At 66.0% G+C, this 14,129-nt stretch carries 11 protein-coding genes; 4 read left to right on the forward strand and 7 right to left on the reverse strand.

Annotated elements, in window-relative coordinates; translation table 11 throughout:
* The 3 genes from M2282_RS18400 to M2282_RS18410 form a co-directional block, all read right to left on the reverse strand.
* Entirely contained in the window at nt 1-1,437 is a 1,437-nt protein-coding gene (locus tag M2282_RS18400) for a cytochrome b (RefSeq protein WP_280810220.1), read from the reverse strand.
* Nucleotides 1,438-1,451: 14 nt separating this feature from the next.
* Nucleotides 1,452-2,069 carry a ubiquinol-cytochrome c reductase iron-sulfur subunit gene (petA, locus tag M2282_RS18405; RefSeq protein WP_280810221.1) on the reverse strand — a complete coding sequence of 206 codons (618 nt, stop codon included), beginning with the start codon at nt 2,067-2,069 and terminating at the stop codon, nt 1,452-1,454.
* A 179-nt stretch (nt 2,070-2,248) separates the two neighbouring features.
* On the reverse strand, nt 2,249-2,974 hold the full coding sequence (locus tag M2282_RS18410) for a response regulator transcription factor (protein WP_280810222.1): 726 nt from the start codon (nt 2,972-2,974) through the stop codon (nt 2,249-2,251).
* A 575-nt stretch (nt 2,975-3,549) separates the two neighbouring features.
* On the opposite strand from M2282_RS18410, the gene M2282_RS18415 reads away from it, so the two are divergent.
* The 3 genes from M2282_RS18415 (at nt 3,550) to mscL (ending at nt 8,599) form a co-directional block, all read left to right on the forward strand.
* Nucleotides 3,550-5,448, forward strand: coding sequence for a YadA-like family protein (locus tag M2282_RS18415; protein WP_280810223.1), 1,899 nt, complete (start codon nt 3,550-3,552; stop codon nt 5,446-5,448).
* Nucleotides 5,449-5,606: 158 nt separating this feature from the next.
* The gene (locus M2282_RS18420) at nt 5,607-8,108 is read left to right on the forward strand and encodes a tetratricopeptide repeat protein (protein WP_280810224.1); all 2,502 of its coding nucleotides are present in this window, start codon (nt 5,607-5,609) and stop codon (nt 8,106-8,108) included.
* Between the two features lie 59 nt (nt 8,109-8,167).
* Entirely contained in the window at nt 8,168-8,599 is a 432-nt protein-coding gene (mscL, locus tag M2282_RS18425; protein ID WP_206177534.1) for a large conductance mechanosensitive channel protein MscL, read from the forward strand.
* Here mscL and pdxA read toward each other — a convergent pair.
* The 3 genes from pdxA to M2282_RS18440 form a co-directional block, all read right to left on the reverse strand.
* Nucleotides 8,596-9,636, reverse strand: coding sequence for a 4-hydroxythreonine-4-phosphate dehydrogenase PdxA (gene pdxA, locus M2282_RS18430; protein WP_280810225.1), 1,041 nt, complete (start codon nt 9,634-9,636; stop codon nt 8,596-8,598). The two genes, mscL and pdxA, sit on opposite strands and share 4 nt — an antisense overlap.
* Nucleotides 9,637-9,697: 61 nt before the next feature.
* Complete coding sequence (locus M2282_RS18435) at nt 9,698-10,471, reverse strand: Nif3-like dinuclear metal center hexameric protein (RefSeq protein ID WP_280810226.1); 774 nt, start codon at nt 10,469-10,471, stop codon at nt 9,698-9,700.
* Nucleotides 10,468-11,820 carry an MFS transporter gene (locus tag M2282_RS18440; protein WP_280810227.1) on the reverse strand — a complete coding sequence of 451 codons (1,353 nt, stop codon included), beginning with the start codon at nt 11,818-11,820 and terminating at the stop codon, nt 10,468-10,470. The genes M2282_RS18435 and M2282_RS18440 overlap by 4 nt, the downstream gene beginning before the upstream one ends.
* Before the next feature lie 290 nt (nt 11,821-12,110).
* On the opposite strand from M2282_RS18440, the gene M2282_RS18445 reads away from it, so the two are divergent.
* Complete coding sequence (locus M2282_RS18445) at nt 12,111-13,271, forward strand: trypsin-like peptidase domain-containing protein (RefSeq protein ID WP_280810228.1); 1,161 nt, start codon at nt 12,111-12,113, stop codon at nt 13,269-13,271.
* A 6-nt stretch (nt 13,272-13,277) separates the two neighbouring features.
* Here the strand turns inward: M2282_RS18445 and tatC are convergent, their stop codons facing one another.
* Nucleotides 13,278-14,084, reverse strand: a complete 807-nt coding sequence (gene tatC, locus M2282_RS18450; RefSeq protein ID WP_280810229.1) for a twin-arginine translocase subunit TatC — start codon at nt 14,082-14,084, stop codon at nt 13,278-13,280.
* Nucleotides 14,085-14,129 lie beyond the last annotated feature (45 nt).

Here is a 14,129-nt window from a genome sequence, read left to right on the forward strand (position 1 = left end):
TCAATGCGCAGCGAAGACCACGCGCTCGGGCACGGGCTTGAATTCACCCTTGCGGCTCCACCACGGCATCAGCAGGAAGAAGCCGAAGTAGAAGAGCGTGCCGATCTGCGAGATGGTCTGGGCGATGTCGAGGGCGAAAGAGCCGATGACCAGGTTGCCCCAGACGCCGGGCGGCTGGATGCCCAGGTAGCCCAGGATCAGGAACAGGAAGACGAACACGCCGTACACATACTTGTGCCAGCTCGGGCGGTAGCGGATCGACTTGACTTCGCTGTGGTCCAGCCACGGCAGGAAGAACAGGATGATGACCGAGCCGCCCATCACGACCACGCCCCAGAACTTGGCGTCGAAGGCCTTGAGCAGGAAGATGGCCACGGCCGCCACGACGACGATCGCGATCTTCAGTGCGGTGCCCGACTTGCCCTTGATGAAGTTCAGGATCGCAGCCAGGCCGATGATCAGCGCGAACACGTTGACCATGTCGTCGGTGGTCGCGCGCAGCATCGAATAGAACGGCGTGAAGTACCAGACCGGGGCGATGTGGTTGGGCGTCTTCAGCGAATCGGCCGGGATGAAGTTGTTGTACTCCAGGAAGTACCCGCCGGCTTCGGGCGCGAAGAAGATCACCGCCGAGAAGATCGTGAGGAACACCACCACGCCGAAGATGTCGTGCACCGTGTAGTACGGATGCGACGGAATGCCGTCGAGCGGGTGGCCGTCGGGGCCGCGGTTGGCCTTGATCTCGATGCCGTCGGGGTTGTTGGAACCCACTTCATGCAGTGCGATCAGGTGGGCCACCACGAGGCCGAGCAGCACCAGCGGCACGGCGATCACGTGGAAGCTGAAGAAGCGGTTCAGCGTGGCGTCGCTCACCACGTAGTCGCCGCGGATCAGCAGGGCCAGGTCAGGACCGATGAACGGAATGGCGGCGAACAGGTTCACGATCACCTGGGCGCCCCAGTAGCTCATTTGCCCCCAGGGCAGCAGGTAGCCCATGAAGGCTTCGGCCATGAGGCACAGGAAGATCGCGCAGCCGAACACCCAGATCAGCTCGCGCGGCTTGCGGTAGCTGCCGTACATGAGGCCGCGGAACATGTGCAGGTACACCACGATGAAGAACGCGGAGGCCCCCGTCGAGTGGATGTAGCGGATGAGCCAGCCCCAGGGCACGTCGCGCATGATGTACTCGACCGATGCGAACGCCTGGTTCGCGTCGGGCTTGTAATGCATCACCAGGAAGATGCCGGTGACGATCTGGATCACCAGGACCAGCATCGCCAGCGAGCCGAAGATGTACCAGAAGTTGAAGTTCTTCGGCGCGTAGTACTTGCCCCACTGGTCGTTCCAGAGTTTGGTCAGCGGGAAGCGGTTGTCGACCCAGTTGAGCAGCTTCGCGCCGGCGGGCGCATTGGGGGAAATTTCGTGGAATTCAGCCATGTTGTTCTTCTGCCTCAGGCCTTCTTGGAGTCTTCACCGATCAGGAGCTTGGTGTCCGACAGGTACATGTGCGGGGGCACAGGCAGGTTGTCGGGCGCGGGCTTGTTCTTGAAGACACGGCCGGCCAGGTCGAACGTGGAACCGTGGCAGGGGCAGAGGAAGCCGCCTTCCCAGTCGGCCGGCAGCGAAGGCTGGGGTCCGGCCTGGAAACGGTCGGTCGGCGAGCAACCCAGGTGGGTGCAGATGCCCACCACGACCAGCACGTCGGGCTTGATCGAGCGGTGCTCGTTCTGCGCGTACTTGGGGGTGAATTCGTCGGGGTGACGCTTGGAAGCCGGGTCGGCCAGCTGGCCGTCCAGCTTGGGCAATTCGGCGAGCTGCTCCGGGGTTCGCTTGAGGATCCAGACCGGCTTGCCACGCCATTCGACGGTGATTTTCTCACCGACCTTCAGGCCCGCGATGTCGACTTCGACAGCGGCCCCGGCGGCCTTGGCCTTCTCGGAAGGCTGGAAAGTGCTCACAAAGGGAATTGCGGTGGCCACGCCGCCCGCTACGCCGGCACAGCTGGATGCGATCAACCACGTCCGCTTGCTTGTGTCGATCCGGGGCGAGCCGGAGGTCATGTCACTCATGGGGATCCTCTTGTCTTCTTCGCTGGAGCAGGGGTCAACCGGCGATTGTAGCGGGGCGCCGAAGGGATATTCAATGGCTGCCATGCGCGTGGCCGGCGCCCGATGATCGGCGCGGCACGTCCGCGGAGCGCGCGCCATGGGGCGACGAGGCCCGCACGGGCCGCCGCCAGCCTCGGCCCTCAGTTCAGAAGACCGTGCTGCGTCGCCTCATGGACCGCCTGGGTCCGCGACTTGACCGCGAGCTTGCGATAGATGCTCTTGGCGTGGAATTCGATCGTGTTGACCGACAGGTAGACCGCCTCGGCGATCTGCCGGTTGCTCCAGCCCTGCGCGATCAGCCGCAGCACCTTGAGTTCGCGCGGCGACAGCAGCGTTGGCGCAGGCCGCGGCGAGGTCAAGGGTTCCGCGCGCTGCTCGGTCCGGATGGGCTCGATCGTCCGCGTCTTGGCCGACGCGGCGATCAGGCCCAGGATGCGCCGTGCAACGCGCGAGTCCATCGGCGCACCGCCGCGCTCGATCGAGCGCAGCAGGAACGAAAGCTCGGCGTCGTCCGCCTCCGTCAGCAGGTAGCCGATGGCCCCCGCCGAGATCGCGGCGGTCACCAGTTCGTGGTCGTCGGCCGCCGACATGGCGATGGTCTCGATGTGCTGATAGGTCTGGCGGATGTGGGCGATCAGCGAGACCCCATCGCTGTGCGGCAGGCTCATGTCGATCAGCGCGAGGTCGTAGGGCAGAGAGGCCAGCAGGCTGCATGCCTCGGCGCGCGTGGATGCAACCACGACGCGGCGGCCCGGCGCGAGGTTACCCAGTATGCGGCGCATCCGGTCGGCCACGGCGGGGTCGTCCTCGACGATCAGCGCGCCATGGAAGGTGCTCACGTACGGCTTCTGCGACGCCGACGACATCGGCGACTTCCTCAAAGGGTGACAGGAAAGATTGATGGCCACGCGTACGCCCTTCTTGCTACACGAGTAGCTTCCAAATGTTGACTTTCGTTTCAGATGTCGCAGGAACGATGCCCGCTCGAAAAAACACCGGGCAGCACGTCGGAGCCGGGGCGATCAGCACTTTGATTTCATTGGGGAATTCGCCAAAAGCAAGCCCTGTGGCGCCGTACTGATGCGGGCTCCGGAAGGCCTTTCTCGCACCCTTGTTACGTACTTGTGACGGGGCGCGTTACGTAGCACCACGCCACCAGGAGCGTGCCGAGACGAGCCATTCGACAGGGCCTTCCCATTGGCATGCGCGCGGTCAAAGCCGTATGCACATTGGCTTTTTCGCGCCCTCGCTGCATCCGTCTGCAACCCGGCGGCCGAAATGCATAGGCCAAGAACTACCGATCCCGGTGATGTTCATCGCCCGTGCAATTCCTAGCATTGGTTGCGCCGGGTAACTCAATGAAACCTGGTCTTACTTCGTGGCTGGCAGGACATGCCGGCGCTCGCGAAGCGCCTCCTATCCACCAAGGAAAACAGTCCACATGACTACACCCAAGCGCTCCTCTTCCAACCCCGCTTCCCGCAGCGTTCGCTCCGCAGGGATCAGCCGTGTCCTGGCCTCCGTGCTGGTAGGCGCGGGGTACGTGATGACGCTGCCGGTCGCCTACGCCCAGGTCGCCATCGGCGGCGTCGACGTCGTAGTCGATCCCCCAGGTCTCGGCATCCTGAACATCACGAGCAACAACAACGGCGTGCTGACTTCCGCCGACGGCATTTCCACACCCAACCTGACGGCCACCAGCCTGACCGCGACGAGCGTCAGCGCCGGCACCGTGACCGCGACCAGCATCAGCTCGGCCAGCATCTCCGCGGCCAACGGCACGCTCGGCACGCTGAGCGCCACCAACGTGACCACCGGCAACCTGTCCTCGGGCAACGGCACGATCCAGTCGCTGACGTCGACCAACATCCTCGCCACCGGCGTGACGGCCACGAACATCCTCGGCACGAACGTCGATGCCACCAACATCAACACGGCGAACATCACGGCGGGCAATGGAAGCATCTCGTCGCTCACATCCACCAATGTCAGCACGACCAATCTCACCGCGTCCAACGGCACAGTCAACACGCTGAGCGCCACCAACGTCAGCACCACGAACCTGACGGCCAACAACGGCACAGTCAACACGTTGAGCGCCACCGATGTCAGCACCACCAACCTGACAGCCAACAGCGGAACGATCAACACGCTGAGCGCTACCGACGTCAGCACCACGAACCTGACGGCCAACAGCGGAACGATCAACACGCTGAGCGCCACCGATGTCAGCACCACCAACCTGACAGCCAACAACGGCACGATCAACACGCTGAGCGCCACCGATGTCAGCACCACCAACCTGACGGCCAACAGCGGCACGATCAACACGCTGAGCGCCACCGACGTCAGCACCACGAACCTGACGGCCAACAGCGGAACGATCAACACGTTGAGCGCCACCAACGTCAGCACCACGAACCTGACGGCCAACAGCGGAACGATCAACACGCTGAGCGCCACCAACGTCAGCACCACGAACCTGACGGCCAACAGCGGAACGATCAACACGCTGAGCGCAACCGACGTCAGCACCACGAGCCTGACGGCCAACAGCGGAACGATCAACACGTTGAGCGCCACCAACGTCAGCACCACGAACCTGACGGCCAACAGCGGAACGATCAATACGTTGAGCGCCACCAATGTCAGCACGACCAACCTGACGGCAAGCCGCGCCACGATCAACACGATCAGCGCCACCAACGTCAGCACCACCAACCTGTCGGCAGCCAGCGCGACCATCAATGCGCTGACCGCCAACACGATCGCCGCGACCACGGTGAATGCCAGCACGGTGAATGCCACCACCGTGAATGCCAACACCGGCAACTTCCAGACGCTGACGGCCGCCAACGGCAACATCACGGTGCTGAACACGCAGACCGGCAACATCACGACGATCAACGCGGTGACCGGCAACGTCACCACCTTGAACGCAGGCACGGTGAACGTCACCGGCAACGTGACGGCAGGCGGCACGATCACGGCGGGCAACGGCATGGTCGCCAACGGACGCGTGCAGAACGTGGCACCCGGCATCCTGCCGACGGACGCGGCCAACATGTCGCAGTTGAACCAGGTTCGCAGCGAGGTGCAGGACATGCGCAAGACCAGCAGCACCGGTGCGGCCATCGCGCTGGCTGCCGCCTCGGTGCCGGCGCTCGAAGCGGGCAAGAGCTTCGGCCTCGGCGTGGGCGTGGGCTCCTACGACGGCCGATCGGCAGTCGCCGCCGCCGCGAGCTTCCGCCTGAGCGAATCGGCCCAGATCAAGGTGAACTTCGGCAGTGGCAACAACGGCAAGGTCGGCGGCGGCATCGGCGCCTCTTGGTCCTGGTAGTCCGCCCAGGGGCACCCGCGGCGCCAGCGCGTCAGGGGTGCTCAGGAGGATGAAATCGAAGGCCGGCACCTATACTGGGTGACCGGTCTTTTTCGTTGAAGCAAAGGTCGGAGCCAGTGTCTTCGGCAGCCCTTCCGACCCGTCCATCACACGGCCTCATGACCACTTCTTCCATCGCTCCAGCACCCGTCCTTTCCGAAGACGACATCGAGGACAACGCCCCTCGCCTGCTGGAGCAAGGCCTCGTGCTGCACCGCCAGGGCCTGTTCGCAGAGGCGCTGAAGGTCTACGAAAAGCTGCTCGCCCGATTTCCCGACCATGCCGACGCGCTGCACCTGACGGGCGAGGCGCTGTACCGGCAAGGCCGCCCGCGGCTCGCGCTCAACTACGTGAACCGGGCGATCGCGCAGTCGGCGCATCACTTCTACTTCAACACCCGCGCGACGATCTTCATGCATCTGGGCCTGCTGGCCGAGGCGCAGCAGGACCTGCGCCGCGCGATCAAGGCATTTGCGAACTACCCCGAGGCGTACGTCAATCTTTCGGCCGTCTACCGCCAGCAGAAGAAATTCAGGCAGGCGCGCGAGGCCGCGGCCGACGCCACGCGCCTCTCACCGCAGGCACCCGCGGCATGGAACAACGCCGGCGCGATCGACATGGAGCAAGACCGCTTCGACGAAGCCGTTGTGCACTTCCAGCAGGCGCTGAAGCTCGATGCGAACTACACCGCGGCCCACAAGAACATCGGCAAGATCCGGGCGCACCAGAAGGATTGGGCAGGCGCCCTCGCCTCGCTCGAACTGGCAGCGGCCGACCCGCGCGACTTCGAGGCCGCGTACCTGCTCTCGCGCGCGTTGCTCAGCGCCGGCCGCACCGAAGACGCCATCGCGCCCATGCAGCACGCCATGCGCAACTGGCCGGCCGAGGAGCGCCACAAGGCGCTGTCCGACCCCGAAGGCGTGGCGGCGCTCTATGGCGTGTGCGGCGCGCTCGAGGGCGTGTCGATGCGCTTCGCGGAATCGGCGGAGCTCTACAAGCTCGCGCTCCAGAGCCTGCCCGAGCATGAGTTGCTGCTGAACAACCTGGGCACGGTGAACTTCCGGCTTGGCCATTTCGACACCGCCATCGAGGTGCTCAAGAAGGCGCTCGAAGTACATCCGAAGCAGGTGCTCGCGCGATGCAACCTGGGCGTGACCTACGTGATGGCGGGTCAGTCGGAGGCGGCCATCGCCGAGTTCGAGCAGTGCCTGCGCGACGATCCGGATTTCATGCCCGCCATGGTGTGGATGCTGGGCGAAAAGGCCCACATCGCCGACTGGAGCGGCGTGCCCGCATTGCGCGAGAAGATCGCGTCGCTGCTGGACAAGCCGGGCAACGAACAGACGGTGTCGTCCTTCATCCTGATGTCGAACTACGACGATGCACGGCGCCTCATGGCATGGACGCAACGCTCGGCCGCGGTGGCCGACAGGAACGCGGGCATCCGGCCATTTGCCGATGCCGGCGCGCGCCGCACCTCGCCGCGCATCCGCGTGGGCTACTACTCGTTCGACTTCCGCAATCACCCGGTGGCGCATCTCACGGCCGAGCTCTTCGCACGGCACGACCGCAAGGACTTCGAGGTGTTCGCGTATTCGTACGGACCCGACGACGGCCACCCGGCGCGCGCGCGCATCGCCGCATCGGTGGAGCATTTCGTGGACATGCAGGGCCAGTCGATCCGGCAGATGGCCGAGCGCATCCGCGAGGACGAGGTTGACATCCTCATCGACCTCTCGGGCGACACGCGCGGCGCCAAGCCGCAGGTGATGGCCTACCACGCAGCACCGGCGCAACTCATGTGGCTGGGCTACATGGGCACCAGCGGTACGCCGAATTACGACTACCTGGTGTCCGACAATTTCCTCTCGCCGCCGGGCACGGAAGAGTGCTATTCCGAGAAGCTGCTGCGCCTGCCCGAGACCTTCCAGGTGATCGACTCGCAGCGCCCCACCAGCCCCGCGAAGGCCACGCGCGCCGACCACGGGCTGCCCGAGGACGCGTTCGTGCTGTGCAACTTCTCGCAGTCCTTCAAGATCCAGCCGGAGACCTTCGCCGCCTGGGTGCGCATCGTGCAGCGCATTCCGAACGCGGTGCTCTGGCTTGCGCAAGGGCCGAACGGCTTCGAGCTCAACCTGCGCGCGCACTGGGAGGCCGCGGGCCTGCCGGCGGAGCGCCTCATCGTTTCTCCGCGCATGCCGATCGATCAGCACCTGGCACGCATCGGCCTGGGCGACCTGTTCATCGACACCTTCCCCTACAGCAGCGGTGCGACCGCCAACGACGTGCTGTGGGCCGGCGTGCCGCTGCTCGCGCTCACGGGCACGACGATGGTGTCGCGCATGGCGGGCAGCCTGCTCGGTGCCATCGGCCTGCCTGAACTGGTGGCCACGAACCACGACGAGTACGTCGAGAAGGCCGTGCACTGCGCCACGCACTCGGACGAACTGGCAGTTCTGCGTGGCCGGCTCGCGGAAGCGAAGGCGGCGCGCCGCGGCTACTTCGACACGCCACGCTTCGTGCGGCACCTGGAAGACGGCTTCAGGCAGATCGCCGCACGCAGTCGTGAAGGGTTGCCGCCGGAGCACATCGGCGTTGCGCTGCGCCCTCTGGAGAAGTGAGCAATCGCGGGCATACTCGGCACTCCTTCAACAGCAGAGCTCCAGCAGCCTTTTGAATCATGAGCATCCTCAGTGAATTCAAGGAATTTGCCGTCAAGGGCAACGTCATCGACCTGGCGGTCGGCGTGATCATCGGCGCGGCGTTCGGCAAGATCGTCGACTCGCTGGTCGCCGACATCATCATGCCGCTGGTGGGCCTGGTGTTCGGCAAGCTCGATTTCTCGAATCTCTATGTGGTGCTGGGCACGGCACCCGCCGGCGTGGCGAACACGCTGGCCGACCTGAAGAAAGCCGGCGTGCCGGTGCTGGCATACGGCAGCTTCATCACCGTGGCCGTCAACTTCGTGATCCTGGCGTTCATCATCTTCATCATGGTCAAGCAGATCAACAAGCTGCGAAAGACCGAGGAAGCGGCGCCCGCCGCACCGGCGGCCACGCCTGAAGACATCACGCTGCTGCGCGAGATCCGCGACAGCCTGAAGCGCCCCTAAGGACTGCCCAGCGTCCTTGCCATGCGAAGCGCCTCGACGAGGCTCGACGCATCGGCGAGCCCCATGCCCGCGATATCGAACGCGGTGCCGTGATCGGGGCTGGTGCGCACCAGCGGCAGCCCCAGCGTCACATTCACGCCCTTCTCCACCCCGAGGTACTTGACCGGGATCAGTCCCTGGTCGTGGTACATCGCGATCACCACGTCGAATTCGCCGCTGTCGGGTACGCCATGCCTGGCGCGGGCGCGCATGAAGACGGTATCGGGCGCATGCGGGCCATTGGCATCGATGCCTTCGGCGCGCGCGGCGGCGATGGCCGGGGCGATGATTTCCCGCTCTTCCAAACCGAACAGGCCGCCCTCGCCCGCATGCGGATTGAGGCCCGCGACGCCGATGCGCGGCGCGCGGCCCAGCGCATGTGACAGCGCGCGGTGCGTGATGCGCAGCGTCAGCAGCACGCCCTCGAAATGCACCGCCTCGATGGCATCGCGCAGCGACATGTGGATGCTCACGAGCACGGTGCGCAGCTCGTCGTTGGCCAGCATCATGCGCACCGGCACGTCGGCGACGCTGCGGCCCAGATGGGCGGCCGCCTCGGCCTGCAGCAACTCGGTGTGGCCGGGGTACGGAAAACCGGCCGCGGACAGCGCCTCCTTGTGCAGCGGCGCTGTCACGATGGCGGTGATTTCACCGCGCAGCGCCGCCCGTGCGGCCCAGACCACGCAATCGCCCGCCGCGCGGCCGGCCTCGGCGCTGATCTGGCCGAGCACGATGTTTGCCGGCGGTGCGATCACCTGCAGCACCGGGATGCAGCCGGGCGGGACCGTGGCGGCTTCGGCCACGGATTCGATTTCCGCCACGGGCCATCCCGGTTGACCCGGCCCGGCCAGCGACTGCGACGCGCGCCGCAGCGTGGCCAAATCGCCGGCCACGAAGGCGCCGCGGGTCGCATCGGGGGCGTCGCGGAACGCCTTGGCAATGATCTCGGGGCCGATACCCGCGGGATCGCCCAAAGTGATGGCGATGGCTCCGCTCATTCGGAAACCTCCGCGCTCCGCGCTGCGGCGCGAGCTTGCTTGGGGCGGCCCGGCGCTGCGCTCATGCCGGGTTGTCGATGTCGATGAACTCGTGCTTCAGCCCGAGCTGCGCCGCCACGTGCGCGGCCACGGCCTGCGCGCCGTAGCGCTCGGTCGCGTGGTGACCGCAGGCCAGGAAGGCCACACCCATCTCGCGTGCGTAGTGGGCCTGAGGCTCCGAGATCTCGCCGGTGATGAAGGCGTCGGCACCGGCCGCGATGGCCGCCTCGAAGTAGCCCTGGGCGCCGCCGGTGCACCAGGCGATGTTTTTGATGGGACGGTTCGCGGTATCGAGCAGGGTCACGGGGCGCTGGAGCACCTTCTCGACGCGGGTGGCCAGCGCCTTGGCGCTGGCGAAGTTCTCGCCGTTCTCGCGCGCGCCGAGGAAGCCCAGCTCCTGCTCGCCGAAGCGCCCGCCCGAACCCGCATGCGCCACGAGCCCCAGTTGCAGCCCGAGCTGGGCGTTGTTGCCCAGTTCCGGATGCGCATCGAGCGGCAGGTGGTACGCGAAGAGATTGACGTCGTCGCCGAGCAGCAGGCCCAGCCGCTGCTTCATCCAGCCGGTGACGCAGCCGTCCTGGCCGCGCCAGAACAGCCCATGGTGGACGAAGATGGCATCGGCCTCGGCGTGGATCGCGGCCTCGATCAGCGCGCGGCTGGCGGTCACGCCCGAGACGATCTTGCGGACCACGGTGCGTCCCTCGACCTGCAGGCCGTTGGGTCCGTAGTCCTTGAAGCGCCCGGGGGCCAGCAACAGGTCGAATGCGTGGAGCAGTTCGTGGCGTGTGGTGCTCATCGCGACATTGTCGCGCTGCCCGGGGCCCCGACGCCATCGCGCATGGCATGGCCGCGCGCGGCCAGTGGCAACAGGGCGAGCAGGAAACCCAGTGCCGCGAGCGCCGCGACGTAGTGCGCCGGCGCCATCGTGTCGTGCTGCAGCCAGAGCGTGAGGATCACCGGCGTGAGCCCGCCGAAGACCGCGTACGACATGTTGTAGGCGAACGAAAGCCCCGTGAAACGCACCGGCGCCGGAAAGGCGCGCACGCCCGCGATCGGCACGGTGGCGATGGTGCCCACGAAGAGGCCCACCAGCCCGTAGTGCCAAAACAGCGTCGCCGGCGTGCCGGGCAGCCCCGTATAGAACAGGTAGGCCGTGGCGAAGAGGCCGCCCCAACCGACGAGCATCACCGCGCGCGTGCCGATGCGGTCGCTGGCCCAGCCGACGATCACGCAGCCGATGGTCAGGGTCAGCGTGGCGAGTGCGTTGGCCTCGAGCGCCAGCGCGGCCGGGATGTGGTGCACCTTCTGCAGGTAGGTGGGCGTGTACAGCACCACCACCACGATCGCGGCCGATAGCACCCAGGTCTGCAGTGCGACGTACACGCAGGCCAGCCGGTGCTCGCGCAGCACGGTGCGCAGCGGCATTTCGCGCGCGACCGTCTTCAGGCCGGCCAGCTCCTTGAAGACCGGCGTCTCGTGCAAAAAGCGGCGCAGGTACACCGACACGAGACCGAACACGCCGCCCAGGATGAAGGGAATGCGCCAGGCGAAATCGCTCACCTGTTCGGGTGAGTAATGGCGGTTGATGGCCACCGCGACCAGCGACCCGAGCAGGATGCCGCCGGTGATGCCCGAGGTCAGCGTGCCGATGCCGAACCCGTAGCGCTTGGCCGGCACGTGCTCGCCGACGAACACCCAGGCACCGGGCATTTCGCCGCCGATGGCCGCGCCCTGCAGCACCCGCATCGCCAGCAGCAGGAGGGGCGCCGCCACGCCGATGCTCGCGTAGGTGGGCAGGAGGCCGATCACCAGCGTGGGCGCGGCCATCAGGAAGATCGACAGCGTGAACATGCGCTTGCGGCCCAGCAGGTCGCCGAAATGCGCGATGACGATGCCGCCCACGGGCCGGGCCAGGTAGCCGGCCGCGAAGATGCCGAAGGTCTGCAGCTGCCGCAGCCAGTCGGGCATGTCGGCGGGGAAGAACAGGCCGCCCAGCACCGTCGCGAAGAAGACGTAGATGACGAAGTCGTAGAACTCCAGCGTTCCACCGAGGGCCGAGAGGGCAAGGGTCTTGTAGTCGCGCGCGTCGAGCGTGCGTGCCGGCGCCGGCTGGGCGGCATCCGGGAGGGCTGCTTCTGAAGTCATGGCTGGCAGGAAAATCGGGACCGCGCGCGCCGGGCCGTGGACCGGATGGGAAGCGGGACATGGCGCGCAGAGGAGATGCCTGGCCGCATCCGCCGGGTGGGCAGCGCGGGAGGCCGGGAAAGGCAGGCCGGGTGCGGCTGCGCCGCGATGCTAAGGGTAATCCCGCATTCACGACGGGAGCGCGCTCCAATCTCGACCCGGCTGCGCGGTCTATCGCGGGAGCCATTGAGGGACAATCACGCTCAACGCCCCGTTCCATGGGGTCTTCGAACGTCTTTCACCGAGTTTTCATGAAACGCACCTGGCTGCTCTTTGCCCAAGCCGTGACCGTCCTGCTGGCGGCCTATTTCGTCGTTGCGACGCTCAAGCCCGAGTGGATCAACAAGCGCTCGACCTCGCTCGGCGGCGTGGTGTCGATCGTCGAAGCGCCGGCCGGCAGCCCAGCCGTCTCCTCGCCGGGCAGCCTGAGCGTCCCGGCCAAGAAAGCCTCGCCGGCAGTGGTGAGCATCAACACCAGCAAGGCGGCACAGCGCCATCCGCGCAGCAACGACCCCTGGTTCCGCTTCTTCTTCGGCGACCAGGCCGACCAGCCCCAGGTGGGCCTGGGCAGCGGCGTGATCGTGAGCACCGACGGCTACATCCTCACCAACAACCACGTGGTCGAAGGCGCCGATGAAATCGAAGTCATCCTGAACGACAGCCGCCACGCGCGCGGCAAGGTGATCGGCACCGATCCCGACACCGACCTGGCCGTGCTCAAGATCGAGCTCGACAAGCTCCCGGTGATCGTTCTGGGCAACTCCGACGAACTGCTGGTGGGCGACCAGGTGCTGGCCATCGGCAACCCCTTCGGCGTGGGCCAGACCGTGACCAGCGGCATCGTCTCGGCGCTGGGCCGCAACCAGCTGGGCATCAACAACTTCGAGAACTTCATCCAGACCGATGCGGCCATCAACCCCGGGAATTCGGGCGGCGCGCTGATCGACGTCAACGGCAACCTGCAGGGCATCAACACCGCGATCTACTCGCGCTCGGGCGGCAGCATGGGCATCGGCTTCGCGATTCCGGTGTCGATGGCCAAGATCGTGCTCGAGGGCATCGTGAAGGAAGGCCAGGTGCGCCGCGGCTGGATCGGCGTCGAGCCGAACGACCTGTCGCCCGAACTGGCCGAGACCTTCGGCGTGAAGGCGGATGCGGGCGTGATCATCACCGGCGTGCTTCAGAACGGCCCCGCAGCCAAGGCCGGCATCCGGCCAGGTGACGTGATCACCTCGGTGGGCGAGAAGAAGACCGACAACGTGCAGGCCCTGCTGACCGCCGTGGCCGGCCTCAAGCCCGGCGGCACCGCGCGATTTGCGCTGCAACGCGGCAGCGACAAGATGGAACTGGACGTGACGCCGGGGCTCAGGCCGAAGAGCCCGGTCCGGCAGGTGCCGAACCAGCAGGAATAACCTGGATCAGGAAGACGCCGAGGAATCAGCGTTTTCTTCTTCTGGCTTCTTGCCCTGGGCAAAGTAGCGGGCGCCGATGATGCCCACCTCGTACAGCAGGCACATCGGCACGGCGAGCGCCAGCTGCGACACCACGTCGGGCGGCGTCAGCACCGCGGCCACCACGAAGGCCACCACGATGAAGTAGCCGCGGAAGGACTTCAGCTTCTCGATGGTCACCATCTCGAAGCGCACCAGCAGCATCACCACGATCGGCACCTGGAAGGCGACACCGAACGCAATGTAGAGCGACAGGATGGCCTCGACGTACGACGAGATGTCGGGCGTGGCCGCCACCGCGGCGGGCGTGAACTTCTGGATGAAGCTGAACATCTTGTCCAGCACGAAGAACTGCACGAAGGCGATGCCCGAATAGGCCAGCAGGCTGCCGAAGAAGATCAGCGGCAGCGCAAAGCGCTTCTCGTGGCTGTAGAGGCCGGGCGCCACGAACATCCAGGCCTGGTACATGAGCCACGGCAGCGCCAGCAGCACCGCCGTCATCATCAGCACCTTGAGAGGCACGAAGAACGGCGAGAACACGCCGATGGCGATGAGCTTGGCGTCCGGCGGCATGTGCGCACGGATCGGCATCGCGATCAGGTCGATCAGCCCGCCCGGGCCGGGCCAGATTGACAGCAGGATGCCTGCGATCACCAGCCCGTAGACGCAATAGAGCAGGCGGTCGCGAAGCTCGACCAGGTGCTGCACGAACGGCTGCTCGGTGCCCGCCAGCTCGTCTTCTTTGTCTTTGTTCTTGTCGTCGGAATCGGCCATGGGGAAAGGAAAGAGCGTGGCTTCGGCCGGCGTGCGGCAAGCGAG

Origin of the sequence: Variovorax boronicumulans (assembly GCF_029892485.1) — a bacterium.
Taxonomy (GTDB): domain Bacteria; phylum Pseudomonadota; class Gammaproteobacteria; order Burkholderiales; family Burkholderiaceae_C; genus Variovorax; species Variovorax boronicumulans_B.

What these genes read in the sequence shown, in the direction of transcription:
- M2282_RS18415 (WP_280810223.1), top strand. Translation starts at nt 3,550, where the DNA reads ATGACTACACCCAAGCGCTCCTCTTCCAACCCCGCTTCCCGCAGCGTT.
- M2282_RS18400 (WP_280810220.1), bottom strand. Translation starts at nt 1,437, where the DNA reads ATGGCTGAATTCCACGAAATTTCCCCCAATGCGCCCGCCGGCGCGAAG.
- M2282_RS18440 (WP_280810227.1), bottom strand. Translation starts at nt 11,820, where the DNA reads ATGACTTCAGAAGCAGCCCTCCCGGATGCCGCCCAGCCGGCGCCGGCA.
- M2282_RS18445 (WP_280810228.1), top strand. Translation starts at nt 12,111, where the DNA reads ATGAAACGCACCTGGCTGCTCTTTGCCCAAGCCGTGACCGTCCTGCTG.
- tatC (WP_280810229.1), bottom strand. Translation starts at nt 14,084, where the DNA reads ATGGCCGATTCCGACGACAAGAACAAAGACAAAGAAGACGAGCTGGCG.
- M2282_RS18435 (WP_280810226.1), bottom strand. Translation starts at nt 10,471, where the DNA reads ATGAGCACCACACGCCACGAACTGCTCCACGCATTCGACCTGTTGCTG.
- M2282_RS18420 (WP_280810224.1), top strand. Translation starts at nt 5,607, where the DNA reads ATGACCACTTCTTCCATCGCTCCAGCACCCGTCCTTTCCGAAGACGAC.
- M2282_RS18410 (WP_280810222.1), bottom strand. Translation starts at nt 2,974, where the DNA reads ATGTCGTCGGCGTCGCAGAAGCCGTACGTGAGCACCTTCCATGGCGCG.
- pdxA (WP_280810225.1), bottom strand. Translation starts at nt 9,636, where the DNA reads ATGAGCGGAGCCATCGCCATCACTTTGGGCGATCCCGCGGGTATCGGC.
- mscL (WP_206177534.1), top strand. Translation starts at nt 8,168, where the DNA reads ATGAGCATCCTCAGTGAATTCAAGGAATTTGCCGTCAAGGGCAACGTC.
- petA (WP_280810221.1), bottom strand. Translation starts at nt 2,069, where the DNA reads ATGAGTGACATGACCTCCGGCTCGCCCCGGATCGACACAAGCAAGCGG.